Source organism: Clostridium sp. UBA6640 (assembly GCF_002455975.1).
GTDB lineage: Bacteria > Bacillota > Clostridia > Clostridiales > Clostridiaceae > Clostridium_J.
Genome location: NZ_DKLM01000015.1, coordinates 105,113 through 120,379, shown reverse-complemented (window position 1 = coordinate 120,379; position 15,267 = coordinate 105,113). Strand labels below are relative to the sequence as shown.

Here is a 15,267-nt window from a genome sequence, read left to right as displayed (position 1 = left end):
GAGCAAAATTAACAATCATAATATTCACCTCTTAATAAATCAGATCTTTATAAAGAATATTTATTTTGGATAGCTAAAATATATTAACATAATTAGTTATAAAAATACTTATTTTAATATTTCTTTAAAATAGAGACAATATACTAAATATATTATACTTTTATGGGATATAATATGATATATGTATATTGACATTTTTAGAACAAAGTAATAAAATCAAAATTGTTAAAAGTAAATAAATTTTACACAATGGTGTGTGAATATGAAAAAGAGTAATGGCGCTCCTTAAGATTTTCTTAAGGAGCCTTTTTTGTTATATATCTGCTAGGAATTTTAAAAAATAACTGCTCATGGACGAATTTAGTTATTTTATTTCAAAGTCCTATGTCGTATATGAATAATCTAGTTAACAACTAATTGATAATTGACGGAAGATAGTTTTATAGATGAGAAAAACTTTAAAATTTCCTTAATAGTTAAAGCAAATTTTAAAATTTATTTGAAGATATAGAAAACCATATATCTTTAAATAAACAAAAGTTTTAATGTTAATTATCAATTTAAAAATAAAAAGTAGGAAGTGATAAAATGAGCAATTTTAATATGGGTCCTAAGGTTCATTTTGGAGTTGGCGAATTAAAGGAACTAAGAAATATCAATTGTAAGAGAGCTTTTATAGTAACAGATCCTTTTATGGTTACTTCAGGATTTATTAACAAGGTTACTGAACATTTAGAAGCAGCTTCAATTGCATATGAAATTTTTTCTGAAATAGTTCCAGATCCACCGCTTGAGGTAGTATCAAAGGGAATAAAAGCTATGGATAAATTTAATCCAGATGCTTTAATTGCTATGGGGGGAGGTTCTGCTATTGATGCCTCTAAAGCAATAAGCTACTTTAGAGCATTAGTTAAGAGAGGAATAAGCCCTGAAATAGAGATTAAAAAACCACTATTTATAGCTATACCTACTACAAGTGGAACAGGGTCTGAAGTTACTGCATTTTCAGTAATTACAGACAAAAAACTTAATGTAAAATATCCTTTAGTAGATGAAGATATGGTGCCAGATATGGCAATATTAGATGCTGAACTAGTAAAATCTGTTCCACCAGCAATAACAGCAGATACAGGTATAGATGTTTTAACTCATGCTATTGAGGCTTATGTATCAACAAAAAATTCAGATTTTACTGATGCCTTAGCAGAAAAAGCAATAAAATTAGTATTTAAATATTTACCAAAAGCTTATAAAGATGGATCAGATTTAGAAGCAAGAGAAAAGATGCATAATGCTTCTTGTATAGCAGGAATAGCATTTACTAATTCTTCATTAGGAATTAATCATAGTATGGCACATATACTTGGTGGTAGATTCCATATACCACATGGTAAGGCTAATGCATTAGTATTACCTTATGTAATAGAGTATAATGCAGATATTAAATCTATAGGTAGAAATGAATACACAAAAGCAGCAGAAAGATATGCTGAAATAGCAAGATTCTTAGGTCTTACAAGCTCTAATAGTGTACGCGAGGGAGTTAGGGCATTAATTAATGGGGTGAAAAATCTAATTAGATCTTTAGGAATACCTAACAAAATTAAAGATTTAAACATTTCAAGCAGCGAATTTGATAAAAATTTATCTGATATGGCTGAGATAGCTTTAAAAGATGGATGTACCCCTACTAACCCGAGAGAGCCTAAGGTTGAAGAGCTTAAAGAACTGTTCAAAAAAGTGTATAATGGAATGTAAGATATATCAATATTAATAAGTTTATTATATTTTTTACAAATTAATTGACAATTAAATTTAGAGCATATATAATTAAATCATAAAGATTTTGAGTTAAAGTTGTTCAATGGCGTACAACTAATTAATTAGAGCAATGAAGCTTCTTAAAAGTACTAATGGTGTATTTTTAGGGAGCTTTTTATGTTTTTGAGATTGGAGTGAGATCTTTGGAAGAAAAACAAAGGGTCATACAAGAATATGTACCAGGAAAACAGATTACACTAGCTCACCTAATCGCTCATCCTAATAAAACGGTTTATAAAAAATTAGGACTTAGTGATGAATATAATGAAGCAATTGGAATTTTAACAATAACTCCAAGCGAAGCGGCCATAATTGCAGCAGATGTAGCTACTAAATCCGCAGGAGTTGAAATTGGTTTTGTTGATAGATTCAGTGGCTCATTAGTAGTAACAGGAGATGTTTCTAGCGTAGAAGCTTCACTGAATGAAGTTTGTGATATGCTAAGTAGTGTACTTTCATTCTCCATAGCAAAAATCACAAAATCTTAGGAGGTAAGTTTTGTGAAAAAAATAATGTTTATTGGTACAACAGGGTCTGGAAAGACTACTTTAACCCAAGCGTTAAACAACGAAAAAATAGAATATAAGAAAACTCAGGCTGTAGACTTTAATAATTATATTATTGATACACCTGGAGAATATATAGATAGTAGAGTTTATTATAATGCACTGATTGTAACCTCATCAGATGCAGATGTAATAGCCTTGATACAAGATTGTAGCAGAGAACTTAGCGTTTTCCCTCCGGCTTTTGGCAGTATCTTTTCTAAACCTGTCATAGGAATTTGTACGAAAACTGATTTATGTAGTAGTAAAGAAGATTTAAATCGTGCAGAAGAGTTTTTAAGAGAGGCAGGAGCAGAAGGAATATTCATGGTAAGCTCAATAAATAATGATGGATTAGAAAAATTAAAAAAATATTTGGAATGGAAATAGGATTTTTGTGTTAAAATAAGATTTATACAAAACTTATTAAAAATTCCAAAAGAGGTGTAGAATATGACTAAAAGAATTGTAATAGCCGATGATGAACCTATTACAAGAATAGATATTAGGGAAATGTTAGAAGAGGCAGGTTACAGTGTTGTAGCTGAAGCTTCAGATGGTTTTGATGCCATCGAGATGTGTAGAAAACATTTACCGGATCTAATAATTATGGACATAAAAATGCCTTTATTAGATGGATTAAATGCATCTAAGATAATCAATCAAGAGGGCTTAGCCAGTGGAATAGTGCTTTTAAGTGCTTATAGTGACAAAACATTTATTGAAAAGGCAAAAGATGTAGGGGTAATGGGCTACTTAGTTAAACCTTTAGATAACAAATCTTTAATTCCAAATATAGAGGTTTGTTTAGCAAAATCAAGAGAATTTAAAAAAATTAAAGATGACATAAAAAGCGTTGAGAAAAAACTAGAAGCTAGGAAAATTATAGAAAAAGCCAAAGGTGTATTAATGAAGCAAAATGGCATAACAGAAGATGAAGCTTATAGTAATATAAGAAATTTAAGTATGAAAAAGAGAGTAACTATGGAAGAGATTTCGCAGATAATTGTAATGAGTGAAGAATAATTAGTAAGTAGGAATGAATATGAGTGAAATAAGAAGATTATGTTTAAAATATACTTGCTTAAGTGAAAGTGATATATTAATTATAGAAAATATAGCTAACACTCTTCAGCTAATTGCTGATTCAGCAAATGCAGACGTCTTCATAGATTGTCCGACAAAACATAGTGGAGAAGCAATAGTTGTAGCGGAGGCAAAACCAAGTACTAAAAGCTCATTATATAAAGAAAAGGTAGTTGGAAAATTTGCAATAAGAGAAAATGAACCGGCATCACTTAGAACCTTAGAAATAGGAATGCCATCAAGAGATTTAAAGGCAATAACTCAAGAATACATAAAAGTTAAGCAAAGTGTAGAACCTATTAGAAATAAAGAAAATAAAACTATTGGTGTTTTAATTGTGGAAAAGGATGTAACAGAGGCCTTAAATAGCAATAGAAAGATAGAAATATTAGCAAGAACTAACGAAGAGCTTACATCCCAAATAACTAATAGGACTTACAAAGAAAGTGATATAACATATCACATAAATGATGCTATACTTATTTTTGATGAAAATGGAGTACTAAGATTTAAGAACCCTGTAGCAGAACAACTTTATAAGAAACTAGGGTATAAAGAAGATTTAATAGGCATGGATTTTTCCAACTTATCTTTGTATAATTGTTCTTTTGAAGAAATTAGGAATAGTGACTGTATAGATATTAAAGACATAGATATAGGAGATATTTCACTTCAAGTCAAGTATATTGTACAAAGTAGTAAGGTATTGAATTTAGTAATGCTTATTAGCGATGTTACAGATATGAAGCAAAAAGAAAAAGAACTTATATTAAAATCTGTAGTAATAAAAGAAATTCATCATAGAGTTAAAAATAACCTTCAAACCATTGCTAGTCTTTTAAGACTTCAATCAAGAAGAATTAAGGGAGAAGAGTTTACCACTGCTATAAATGAAAGTATAAATAGAATATTGAGTATAGCAGCAACTCATGAAATATTAGCAAAGCAAGGTATTGATGAAGTAAATATAAAAGAAGTTATAAATAAGATAAAAGCAAGCATAATAAGTTTTGAGAAGAGAGATAACGTAGATTTACAAGTAAGTTTAGAAGGTGATGATTTTTCAATTAACTCTGACAAATCCACATCTATAGCTTTAGTTGTAAACGAATTACTTCAAAATTCCTTAAAACATGCTTTTAAGGATAGAGCTACTGGAAAGATAATAATAAAAATCCAGCAAGGTAATATATATTCAACTATTTCTGTCATAGATGATGGGGTAGGGTTTGATGTTAACTCTGTGAAAGAAAGCAGCTTAGGACTTATGATAGTAAGAAGCTTAGTTAATGATAAACTAAATGGTAATTTAAATATATATTCAAATTCTCAAGGAACTAAAACTGTTTTTGATTTTAAAAACTAAATATTAAGTACGATGTAGTGCTTATGTAGCGGCGATGAAGCCCAGAGTATTTATTATTAAATAGTTATATTATAACTATTTAATAATAAAAATTCTGGGCTTTAATATTTAGCAGATAATTCACGGTTAATAGATATAAAATTTTATATTTTTAATTGAAAGCTAAAAAAGTGAGGTGAGAAGAAGTGAGAGAAGAAATTTTAAGCGTTGGTATAGATATTGGAACATCTACTACTCAGCTTGTATTTAGCAATATAACCATTGAAAATACAGCAAGTAACTTTTCTGTACCAAGAATTAAAATTGTTGATAAAAACATTATTTATAGAAGTGAAATTTATTTTACTCCACTTATTACTCAAACGAAAATAGATAAAGACAAGGTAAGAGAAATAATAGAAGGCGAATATAAAAATGCCGGAGTTAAGCCAAGTGATGTAGAAACTGGTGCTGTAATAATTACTGGAGAGACTGCTAGAAAAGAAAACGCAAACGAAGTTCTTCAGAGTTTAAGTGGGTTTGCTGGCGATTTTGTAGTAGCTACAGCTGGACCAGATTTAGAGTCAATTATCGCTGGAAGAGGAGCAGGAGCAGATAAGATATCCGATGAAGAAAATGCTTATGTCGTAAATATCGATATAGGTGGAGGAACATCTAATCTAGCTTTATTTAAGAATGGTGAATTAGTTGATACCGGATGTTTAGATATAGGTGGAAGACTTATAAAAATAGACAAGGATACTAAAAAAATCTATTATATATATCCAAAAATTAAAAAGTTAGCACAATCTATTGGTGTAAATATAGAAGTTGGAGACATTGCAGAAATCGATAAAATTAGAAAAATTGCAAGTGCAATGGCTGAAATTTTAGAAGAAGCAGTTTGTATTAAACAAAGATCATCGATGTATGATGAGATTCAAACTAACAAAGGATTAAAAGATGGCTACAACATTGAGTATATAACCTTCTCAGGAGGGGTAGCTGATTATATATATAATGAAGATTATTCAGATCCTTTCAGATTTGGAGATATGGGAGTTGTTCTAGGTGAGGAAATTAAAAAATCCAATCTAGCTAAAAAGCTTAAGGTAAGGACTGCTATTGAGACTATAAGAGCTACTGTTGTAGGTGCTGGTTCTCATACTACTGATATCAGTGGAAGTACTATAACCTATACTTCTGATGTCTTTCCAATCAAAAACCTACCAATTTTAAAATTATCTAAAGAAGATGAAGATGGTGGTTTTGAATCTATTGAAAGGGCAATAAATGAAAAACTTAAATGGTTTAATTTAGAGAATGAAAGTCAAAGGGTGGCGGTGGCACTAAAAGGACTTAAAAATCCTTCTTTTGATGAAGTTCAAAAATTATCAAAATCGCTTATCAATGGAATGGCCGAACTTTTAGAAAAGGAATATCCAATATTTGTGATTGTCGAAAATGATATAGCTAAGGTGTTAGGTCAAACTATGTATATTCAACTAGGAAAAAAGAAAAATGTTGTTTGTATAGATAGCATCAAGGTTGAAAATGGAGACTATATAGATATTGGAAAACCATTAATAAATGGTAAGGTTGTTCCAGTAGTAATAAAAACATTAGTATTCAATTCATAATTATTATAGAGGGGTGAAGAAAGTGATACTAAAAACAAAATTATTTGGTAAAGTGTATCAGTTCAAAGACGTTAAAGAAGTTTTAGCAAAAGCTAATGAAGAAAAGTCAGGTGATAAATTAGCTGGAGTAGCTGCTGAAACTTCTCAAGAAAGAGTAGCGGCAAAAGTTGTACTTAGCAATTTAACTGTATCAGATGTAAGAAATAATCCAGTAGTTCCATATGAAATGGATGAAATAACAAGAATCATTCAAGATTCTGTTAATGAAAAAATATATGGTGAAATCAAAAATTGGACTATTTCAGAATTAAGAGAATGGATTTTAAATGAAAACACAACAGGAGCTGACATCAGAAGAATAAGCAGAGGATTAACAAGTGAAGTTATTGCTGCTGTTGCAAAATTAATGTCTAACTTAGACTTAGTTTATGGTGCAAATAAGATTAAAGTTACTGCTCATTGTAATACAACAATTGGTGAAGCAGGAACTTTATCAGCAAGATTACAACCTAACCACCCAACAGATGATCCAGATGGTATATTAGCTTCATTATTAGAAGGCTTAACTTATGGTATAGGTGATGCTTTAATAGGATTAAACCCAGTTGATGATACTGTAGGAAGTGTAGTTAAGGTATTAAAAAGATTTGAAGAAACAAAACAAAAATATCAAATACCAACTCAAAACTGCGTACTTGCACACGTAACTACTCAAATGGATGCAATAAAACAAGGTGCGCCAACAGACCTAATATTCCAAAGTATAGCAGGTTCCGAGAAAGGTAATGAAGCCTTCGGAATAAATGCAGCTTTAATACAAGAAGCAAGAGATTTAGCATTAAAAGAAGGAACAGCAGCAGGTCCGAATGTAATGTACTTTGAAACTGGTCAAGGTTCAGAGCTATCAGCAGATGCTAACTTTGGAGCAGACCAAGTAACAATGGAAGCTAGATGTTATGGATTTGCGAGAAAGTATGAACCATTCCTAGTTAATACAGTTGTTGGATTTATAGGACCAGAGTATTTATATGACAGTAAACAAGTTATAAGAGCAGGTCTTGAAGACCATTTCATGGGTAAATTATCAGGTATTCCAATGGGATGCGACGCTTGTTACACAAACCACATGAAAGCAGATCAAAACGATATAGAGAACTTATCAATATTACTATCTACTGCAGGATGCACATACTTTATGGGAATTCCACATGGTGACGACGTAATGCTTAACTATCAAACTACAGGATACCATGAAACAGCAGCTTTAAGAGAGTTACTAGGTAAGAGACCAATAGCTGAGTTTGAAGCATGGCTTGAAAAATGGAACTTCATAGAAAATGGAAAATTAACAGGAAAAGCAGGAGATGCTTCTGTATTTCTTAAGAAGTAGAAGGGGGTAACCAAATGTTTTCAGAAAATGATTTAAAAACATTAATAGAGCAAGTTTTAGTTGAAATGGCAACAAAGCAAGGAGGAAACATTGCTAGTGCACCTAACAAAACTGAAGAAAATAGTACTGTTGATGCAAATGGAATGATTCCAGATATAACAGAAGTTGATTTAAAAACTAGACTTCTAGTTGATAACCCAGTGGATGCTGAAGGTTATTTAAAAATGAAACAGCATACTCCTGCAAGATTAGGTATAGGAAGAACAGGAGCAAGATATAAAACTGAGACAATGTTAAGATTTAGAGCAGACCATGCATCAGCTCAAGACTCAGTTTTTACAGATGTTAATGAAGAGTTATTAAAAGAGATGAATTTACCAATAATAAATACAATGTGCTCATCAAAAGATGAATATATAACAAGACCAGATTTAGGAAGAGCTATTTCAAGAGAAGAGTTAACAAAATTAAGTTCCGTGAAAAGAAACCCACAAGTTCAAATATATGTATCAGATGGGTTAAGCTCAAGAGCTGTAGAGGCTAATGTAAAAGATATATTACCACCATTAACACAGGGATTAGAAAGCTATGGTATATCAGTAGGAACTCCATTCTTTGTTAAATTAGGAAGAGTTGGAGCAATGGATGTTATTTCTGAAGAAATCGGAGCAGATATAACTTGTTTACTTATTGGTGAGAGACCAGGTCTTGTAACTGCTGAAAGTATGAGTGCATATATAGCATACAAAGGAACAGTTGGAATGCCAGAATCAAGAAGAACAGTTGTATCTAATATACACAAAGGTGGTACTCCATCAGTTGAAGCCGGTGCGTATATAGCAGATATCATCAAGTTAATGTTAGAGAAAAAGGCAAGTGGATTAGATCTAAAATTATAATTCAGGAGGAATGTTATTATGAAAAATGATCAACTTCGTGCATCAGTATTAAGTGTTAAGCTAATAGCTAACGTTAATCCTGATATGGCAAAAGAGTTTGAATTAAAGCCTGAACATAAGAGTATAGGGATAATTACAGTAGATAGTGATGATGTTACATACACTGCTTTAGATGAAGCAACAAAAGCTGCTGACGTTGAAGTTGTTTATGCAAGATCATTCTATGGTGGAGCTGCAAATGCAAATACTAAGCTTGCAGGTGAAGTAATTGGAATATTGGCAGGACCAAGTCCAGCGGAAGTAAGAAGTGGATTAAATGCTGCAATAGACTTCATTGAAAGTGGAGTTGCAACATTTTACAGTGCTAATGAAGATGATAGCATTGTATACTATGCGCAACCTATATCAAGAACAGGTTCATATCTTTCTAAAACAGCAGGAGTTAAAGAAGGTGAAGCAATAGCTTATTTAATAGCTCCACCATTAGAAGCAATGTACGCATTAGATGCAGCTATGAAAGCAGCAGCAGTTGAATTAAAAGCATTCTTTGGACCACCATCTGAAACAAACTTTGGTGGAGGGCTGCTAACTGGAAGCCAATCTGCTGTAAAAGCAGCTTGTGATGCATTTGCTGACGCAGTTAAGTTTGTAGCAGATAATCCTACAGATTACTAGAATTAGGTTATTGTTATGAAAGAATCAACATTAGGCCTTTTAGAAACGTACGGATTTGTAGGGGCTGTTGAAGGATTAGACGTAGCTTTAAAATCTGCAAATGTTAAACTTGTAAGCTGTGAATTTGTTACAGGTGGTATTGTTACTATACTTATTACTGGAGATGTAGCTTCTGTAAAAGCTTCAATAGAGGCTGCCTCTACAGCTGTAGATAGATTAGGTAGCTTGAGAAATGCTCATGTCATAGCAAGGGCAGAAGAGAATGTATGGAACATACTAGATGGTAAAAAGAAAGATAGTTCTAAAAATACAGATGAAATATCAGTAAGCGATAAAATTTTACCTGCTAAAGCGGAGAATGAAAATGCTGATAATGATAATGATATAGAAGATACAGTAGATAGCATAGACGAAGATAAATTAGATACTGTAGATGAAATTCAAAAATCCGAGGATGATTCAATTGCAATAGAGAATACAGATGAGATTCAAGGGTCAGAGGATGATTCAGCTGTGGTAGAGGATAAAAAAGATATAAAGCTTAACTTTGAGAATCGTGAAGAGTTAGAAGTATTAAAAGTTCCTGAGCTTAGAACTATTGCAAGAGAATTAAAGGAGCGAAAAAAGCTTTCACTTACGAAGAAACAAATCAAATTTAGCAAGAAAGATCAGCTTATTGAAGCCATACTGAAGGAACAGTAGGAGGAAATAAAAATGGAAATGGTAGACAAAGACTTAATATCAATACAAGAAACTAGAAATCTTATCATTAACGCTAAAAAAGCTCAAGAAATATACAAAACTTTTTCTCAAGAAAAGGTTGATTCAATAGTAAAGGCTATAGCAGAAGCTGGAGAGCGTGAAGCTGTTAAATTAGCTAAAATGGCTTGGGAAGAAACTGGATTTGGTAAATGGCAAGATAAGGTTGTTAAGAATGTATTTGCTAGCAAGTTAGTTTATGAAAACATGAAAGACTTAAAAACTATTGGAATCATAAATGAAGATAAGGTAAACAAAGTTTGTGATGTAGCTGTACCAGTAGGAGTTATTGCTGGATTAATTCCATCAACAAACCCAACATCTTCAACAATATACAAAATATTAATTGCATTAAAATCAGGAAATGCTATAGTAATTTCACCACATCCAAATGCAAAAAATTGTATTATTGAAACTGCGAAAATATTAAATGAAGCAGCAATAAAGGCAGGAGCTCCAGAAGGATTAATCGGATGTATAACAGTTCCATCACTTGATGGTACAAATGAATTAATGACTCACAAGTATACATCATTAATACTTGCTACTGGTGGAGAGGCTATGGTTAAAGCAGCTTATAGCTCAGGAACACCAGCTATAGGAGTTGGACCAGGAAACGGACCAGCATTCATAGATAAATCAGCAAATGTTTCTTTAGCAGTTAAGAGAATTATTGATAGTAAAACTTTCGATAATGGAGTAATTTGTGCTTCAGAGCAATCAATAGTAGTAGAGGAATCTATGAAAGATATTGTTAAGGCTGAACTTATAAAACAAGGAATGTATTTCTTAAATGAAGAAGAATCTACTAAGCTTGGAAACTTCATATTAAGAGCTAATGGAACAATGAATCCACAAATTGTTGGTAAAAGTGTAGAAACATTAGCTGAAATGGCTAAATTAAACGTTCCTAATGGAACAAAGGTATTAATATCAGAACAAACTACAGTAGGTAAAAATAATCCTTATTCAAGAGAAAAACTTACTCCAATATTAGCATTTTACACAGTAAAAAATGTTGAAGAAGGAATAAAACTTTGCACAGAAATATTAATGAATGAAGGTAAAGGTCATACTTTAGTATTACACTGCGAAAATGAAGAAATCATAAAAGAATTTGGATTAAGAATTCCAGTTTCTCGTCTATTAGTTAATACACCAGGTGCTTTAGGTGGAATTGGAGGATCAACAAATCTTACTCCAGCACTTACATTAGGCTGTGGTGCTGTAGGAGGAAGTTCAACTTCTGATAACATAGGACCAATGAACCTATTAAATATAAAGAGGGTAGCTTATGGTGTTAGAGAGCTAGAAGAACTTAGAGGAGATAAAGCTCAATGTGAAAATGTACCAGCTACAATTTCTAAAGAGCAATTAGATTTAATTGTGAATAAAATCATTGAAAGATTAGCACAAATAAAGTAAACAATAAAATATTAATATAAATTTAGTTAAATTTTAAAAAAATAATTTTTATGCAATTTAAGGAGGAATTTTAAAATGGCAAATATGAACGCATTAGGAATGATTGAAACTAAAGGATTAGTGGGAGCTATAGAAGCAGCAGATGCAATGGTTAAAGCTGCAAACGTAACTTTAATAGGAAAAGAGCAAATTGGTGCTGGATTAGTTACTGTTATGGTAAGAGGAGATGTTGGAGCTGTTAAAGCTGCTACAGATGCAGGAGCTGCTGCTGCTGAAAGAGTTGGAGAATTAATATCAGTTCATGTAATTCCAAGACCACATAGTGAAGTTGAAGTTATACTTCCAAAATACGAATAATAATAGTTTAAATTTAGATAATCCTAAAAATTCTTAATATAACTAGGTATCTTTAAATAAATAACTAATTAGCATTCTAGTGCATTTTATGTTATACGCATGGCAATAATCATAGATAACAATCCTATCTATAAAAACTTGCTCTTTGCTTAGCGCAAAATATATTAGAGTTTTTGATAAACTATTTTATTTCAGATACCAAACCAACTTCTAAAGATCTCTACAGCTCATCACAAGTGCTCGTGCCAAATGGCATGAGCGTGATGAATGTAGAATGATGCAAATTATATAACTTGTAGTATTTTATGCTACAAGTATTGTGGCTTAACAAATTAATGTCCATCTTATATAAGGATGTGAGATGATGAGTGTTTTAACAGAAAGCGTTTTAAGAAGCAAACTGAGAAATGAAAATTTAACAGAGTATGTTGTGGAAAAAGGAGTAATAATAACTCCGTCAGCAAGACAATATTTACAAGATAAAAATATAAAATTAGTTTATAAAGAACAACAAACTAAAGAAAGCAATCAGAATATTCAAAGGGAAGAAAAAGTATTTAGCCCTAAATATGTTCATATAAGTGGTGGAGTTTTTGAAAATAAACCAGAACATATGACTCAACTAAATGGTAATAAATTGGTAGAAAAAGATCACAGAAGAATCATACTAAGAGGAAAATTAGATAGTCTTCAAGCTAAAATATTGCAAACTCAAATTCAATGTAAAAACCTAAATGAAAAAAAAGTACTGAAGGATTTGGAAGAGGTTTTAGCTTATGTGAGAAAAATATTAGAAGTAGAAGTAACGGAAAAAGAATTACCAGAGGTTGCTTTAATGGGTTTAAATTCAGAAGAACTAAGAGCTACTTCTCATAACCCTAAAAAATATTTTAACATAGACCATATAATTTTCCCAAGCTATGAAATGGGAGATATAGTTGTAGCTTTAAATGCATTAAGAGCAGAAAGTAGAGAAGTTGAAATTGAAGCATTAAAAGCATTTAAAAACCAAGATGGAGAACTATCTAGAAATGATATAGCACTAGCTTTGAATAGATTAAGTAGTTGTTTTTATATAATGATGTGCAAGTATGTTTCTGGAAAGTACAAATAAGAGGTGACAATTTTGAGTACAGTAGATTTAAATATTAATTATATTATCGATGAAGTAGTTAAAAGACTACAAGGTATCGAAGAAGACAACACAGTGCTTGTAGAAGCTTCTGGCCGTCATGTCCATCTTTCACAAGAAGATGTAGATACTCTTTTTGGAAAAGGTTATCAACTGACTAATAAAAGAGAACTATCTCAACCAGGTCAGTACTTATGTGAAGAAAGGGTTACTCTTATAGGACCTAAAGGAACATTACAAAATGTTTCTGTTTTAGGACCAGTAAGAGGAAAGACTCAAGTAGAATTATCAAAAAGTGATGCTGTTTCTATAGGAGTGAATGCTCCTGTTAGAATGTCAGGAGATATTAAAGGCACTCCATCTATAATTCTTGCTACACCAAAAGCAGTATTAAGAATAGAAGAAGGTGTTATTGCAGCTAAAAGACATATGCATATAACACCAGAAGATGCAGCCAAGTTTGGGGTAAAAGATCAAGAGGAAGTTAAAATTAAAGTTGGCGGAGAAAGAGGATTAATCTTTGAAAATGTTGCTGTTAGAGTAAGTAGCAAATTCAGAACGGCTATACATCTTGACTATGACGAGGCAAATGCTTGTGGTTTCACAAAAGAACTTCGTGCAACAATAGTTAAGTAGAAAGGATTAATTTATGAAAGGCTTAAACGAAGCAGATAATCTAATTAAAGCCGTTGAAAAGACCATTAAAAAGCCAGCAAAGGTAAAAAAAGATGATGAACTTTATGTTGGTGTAGACTTAGGTACAGCTTACATTGTAATAGTTGTACTGGACAAAGAAAGAAATCCTGTTGCATGTGAAATGGAGTTTGCACAGGTAGTTAGAGACGGTCTTGTGGTTGACTTTATTGGAGCTACTAATATAGTTAGAAAATTAAAGAAAAAAATAGAAGATAAACTAGGAATTGAACTTACAAAAGCTGCTATAGCTGTTCCACCAGGAACCAGTGAAAGAGACATTAAAACTCATAGTTATGTAGTTGAAGGTGCTAGTATGGACGTTGTATCTGTAGAAGATGAACCTACAGCAGCAAATGCGGTATTACAAATAGAAAATGGAGTTGTAGTTGATGTTGGTGGTGGAACAACTGGACTTTCCATATTTGAAAATGGAAAAGTTATATACACTGCTGATGAACCTACAGGTGGAACTCAATTATCTTTAGTTATATCAGGAGCTTATAGAATTCCATTTGAGGAAGCTGAAAATAGAAAAAAGGATCCTGAAAATTATAGAGATATATTTCCTATGGTAACACCGGTGATTCAAAAGATAGCTTCTATTGTTAACTCTCATATAAGAGGATTTAATGTGGAGAAAATTTATTTAGTTGGTGGAACTTGCTGTTTAAAAGGAATTGAAGATGTTATTCAAAAGGAAACAGGTATAGAAACAGTGAAACCAATTAATCCTTTCTTAGTTACTCCTTTGGGTATTGCAATTAACTGCGTTAAATAAGGGAGGTGTGTTGATGTATAATGAGGAGTTAGTTGAACTTATAACAAAAGAAGTTATGAATAGACTAAAGATATTATTAGAAGAAAATAATAGATCAAAGAAGAAATTATTAATTCTTGAACATTCAAAAGACTTATGCCCTATATTAACTGGAGCTTTAAGTGACAATAATTTCATAATAGATTGTTTAGACAATATGGGTGATATTGAAAATTATGAGGGAATAATATTACAAAATATTTCTAATAGTGAATTAACTAATCTTTCTTTAACCATTCAAGGGTCAATGAAAGAAAAAGTGGCAATTGAAGCAGTTTTAAAAGGTTTAAACCTATATGCTATGGAAAAAGGGGTAGAATATAAAAAATATGCTGCCACTGCTAATAGAGTTTTATTCAATGCATTTAAAGATCATCAAGAAAAACTTAAAAGCTACGGGGTTAATTTTGTAGGACTAAAAGTACTTTTATCTACTTTAAAAGGTGAGAATGTCAATATTTCTCCAAAGAGTGAAAGAAAAGATAAATCAGAAGTTTCAGTTCAAATTAAAGATGAAGCAAATAAATCAATTAAGAAAAAATTAATATCTGAAACAGAGTTAAGAGATTTATATAAAGATGGAGTAAGAGAAGTAGTAATTCCTAAGAAATCTATAGTGACACCGCTAGCTAAAGATTTTGCTAGAATAAACAAATTACTAATAAAATTTGAGAGTTAAA

The 15,267-nt window shown here is 31.5% G+C and carries 16 protein-coding genes; all 16 read left to right on the top strand.

Annotated features, from left to right (window positions below):
• Window positions 1–588: 588 nt before the first annotated feature.
• Window positions 589–1,758, top strand: a complete 1,170-nt coding sequence (locus B2W91_RS02100; RefSeq protein WP_291578611.1) for a 1-propanol dehydrogenase PduQ — start codon at window positions 589–591, stop codon at window positions 1,756–1,758.
• Window positions 1,759–1,955: 197 nt separating this feature from the next.
• Entirely contained in the window at window positions 1,956–2,309 is a 354-nt protein-coding gene (locus tag B2W91_RS02095) for a BMC domain-containing protein (protein ID WP_349680773.1), read from the top strand.
• Between the two features lie 12 nt (window positions 2,310–2,321).
• The gene (locus B2W91_RS02090; protein ID WP_291578609.1) at window positions 2,322–2,756 is read left to right on the top strand and encodes a EutP/PduV family microcompartment system protein; all 435 of its coding nucleotides are present in this window, start codon (window positions 2,322–2,324) and stop codon (window positions 2,754–2,756) included.
• 63 nt (window positions 2,757–2,819) lie between these two features.
• Complete coding sequence (locus B2W91_RS02085; protein ID WP_291578608.1) at window positions 2,820–3,392, top strand: ANTAR domain-containing response regulator; 573 nt, start codon at window positions 2,820–2,822, stop codon at window positions 3,390–3,392.
• Window positions 3,393–3,411: 19 nt separating this feature from the next.
• A complete protein-coding gene (locus tag B2W91_RS02080; RefSeq protein ID WP_291578606.1) occupies window positions 3,412–4,818 on the top strand; it encodes a sensor histidine kinase in 1,407 nt (468 codons plus the stop codon).
• Window positions 4,819–5,003: 185 nt separating this feature from the next.
• Entirely contained in the window at window positions 5,004–6,437 is a 1,434-nt protein-coding gene (gene eutA, locus B2W91_RS02075; RefSeq protein WP_291578605.1) for an ethanolamine ammonia-lyase reactivating factor EutA, read from the top strand.
• 22 nt (window positions 6,438–6,459) lie between these two features.
• Window positions 6,460–7,827: an ethanolamine ammonia-lyase subunit EutB gene (locus tag B2W91_RS02070; RefSeq protein WP_291578604.1), complete on the top strand. Its 1,368-nt coding sequence runs from the start codon at window positions 6,460–6,462 to the stop codon at window positions 7,825–7,827.
• 14 nt (window positions 7,828–7,841) lie between these two features.
• Window positions 7,842–8,726: an ethanolamine ammonia-lyase subunit EutC gene (gene eutC / locus B2W91_RS02065; RefSeq protein ID WP_291578603.1), complete on the top strand. Its 885-nt coding sequence runs from the start codon at window positions 7,842–7,844 to the stop codon at window positions 8,724–8,726.
• Window positions 8,727–8,744: 18 nt separating this feature from the next.
• Window positions 8,745–9,401: an ethanolamine utilization microcompartment protein EutL gene (gene eutL, locus B2W91_RS02060; protein ID WP_291578602.1), complete on the top strand. Its 657-nt coding sequence runs from the start codon at window positions 8,745–8,747 to the stop codon at window positions 9,399–9,401.
• Window positions 9,402–9,416: 15 nt separating this feature from the next.
• Window positions 9,417–10,103: a BMC domain-containing protein gene (locus B2W91_RS02055; protein ID WP_291578601.1), complete on the top strand. Its 687-nt coding sequence runs from the start codon at window positions 9,417–9,419 to the stop codon at window positions 10,101–10,103.
• Between the two features lie 12 nt (window positions 10,104–10,115).
• Window positions 10,116–11,585, top strand: a complete 1,470-nt coding sequence (locus B2W91_RS02050; RefSeq protein ID WP_291578600.1) for an acetaldehyde dehydrogenase (acetylating) — start codon at window positions 10,116–10,118, stop codon at window positions 11,583–11,585.
• 75 nt (window positions 11,586–11,660) lie between these two features.
• Window positions 11,661–11,942, top strand: coding sequence for an ethanolamine utilization microcompartment protein EutM (gene eutM / locus B2W91_RS02045; RefSeq protein WP_291578599.1), 282 nt, complete (start codon window positions 11,661–11,663; stop codon window positions 11,940–11,942).
• A 364-nt stretch (window positions 11,943–12,306) separates the two neighbouring features.
• On the top strand, window positions 12,307–13,056 hold the full coding sequence (locus tag B2W91_RS02040; protein ID WP_291578598.1) for a cobalamin adenosyltransferase: 750 nt from the start codon (window positions 12,307–12,309) through the stop codon (window positions 13,054–13,056).
• A gap of 12 nt (window positions 13,057–13,068) precedes the next feature.
• Window positions 13,069–13,710 carry an ethanolamine utilization phosphate acetyltransferase EutD gene (eutD, locus tag B2W91_RS02035; RefSeq protein WP_291578597.1) on the top strand — a complete coding sequence of 214 codons (642 nt, stop codon included), beginning with the start codon at window positions 13,069–13,071 and terminating at the stop codon, window positions 13,708–13,710.
• A gap of 13 nt (window positions 13,711–13,723) precedes the next feature.
• Complete coding sequence (eutJ, locus tag B2W91_RS02030; protein ID WP_291578596.1) at window positions 13,724–14,548, top strand: ethanolamine utilization protein EutJ; 825 nt, start codon at window positions 13,724–13,726, stop codon at window positions 14,546–14,548.
• Window positions 14,549–14,561: 13 nt separating this feature from the next.
• A complete protein-coding gene (locus B2W91_RS02025; protein ID WP_291578595.1) occupies window positions 14,562–15,266 on the top strand; it encodes a hypothetical protein in 705 nt (234 codons plus the stop codon).
• The last annotated feature ends 1 nt before the right edge of the window (window position 15,267 follow it).

Bases quoted from the DNA above. Each gene is read 5' to 3' on its own strand.
- eutL (WP_291578602.1), top strand. From the start codon at position 8,745: ATGAAAAATGATCAACTTCGTGCATCAGTATTAAGTGTTAAGCTAATA.
- eutJ (WP_291578596.1), top strand. From the start codon at position 13,724: ATGAAAGGCTTAAACGAAGCAGATAATCTAATTAAAGCCGTTGAAAAG.
- B2W91_RS02080 (WP_291578606.1), top strand. From the start codon at position 3,412: ATGAGTGAAATAAGAAGATTATGTTTAAAATATACTTGCTTAAGTGAA.
- B2W91_RS02050 (WP_291578600.1), top strand. From the start codon at position 10,116: ATGGAAATGGTAGACAAAGACTTAATATCAATACAAGAAACTAGAAAT.
- B2W91_RS02100 (WP_291578611.1), top strand. From the start codon at position 589: ATGAGCAATTTTAATATGGGTCCTAAGGTTCATTTTGGAGTTGGCGAA.
- B2W91_RS02040 (WP_291578598.1), top strand. From the start codon at position 12,307: ATGAGTGTTTTAACAGAAAGCGTTTTAAGAAGCAAACTGAGAAATGAA.
- B2W91_RS02085 (WP_291578608.1), top strand. From the start codon at position 2,820: ATGACTAAAAGAATTGTAATAGCCGATGATGAACCTATTACAAGAATA.
- B2W91_RS02055 (WP_291578601.1), top strand. From the start codon at position 9,417: ATGAAAGAATCAACATTAGGCCTTTTAGAAACGTACGGATTTGTAGGG.
- B2W91_RS02025 (WP_291578595.1), top strand. From the start codon at position 14,562: ATGTATAATGAGGAGTTAGTTGAACTTATAACAAAAGAAGTTATGAAT.
- eutC (WP_291578603.1), top strand. From the start codon at position 7,842: ATGTTTTCAGAAAATGATTTAAAAACATTAATAGAGCAAGTTTTAGTT.
- eutM (WP_291578599.1), top strand. From the start codon at position 11,661: ATGGCAAATATGAACGCATTAGGAATGATTGAAACTAAAGGATTAGTG.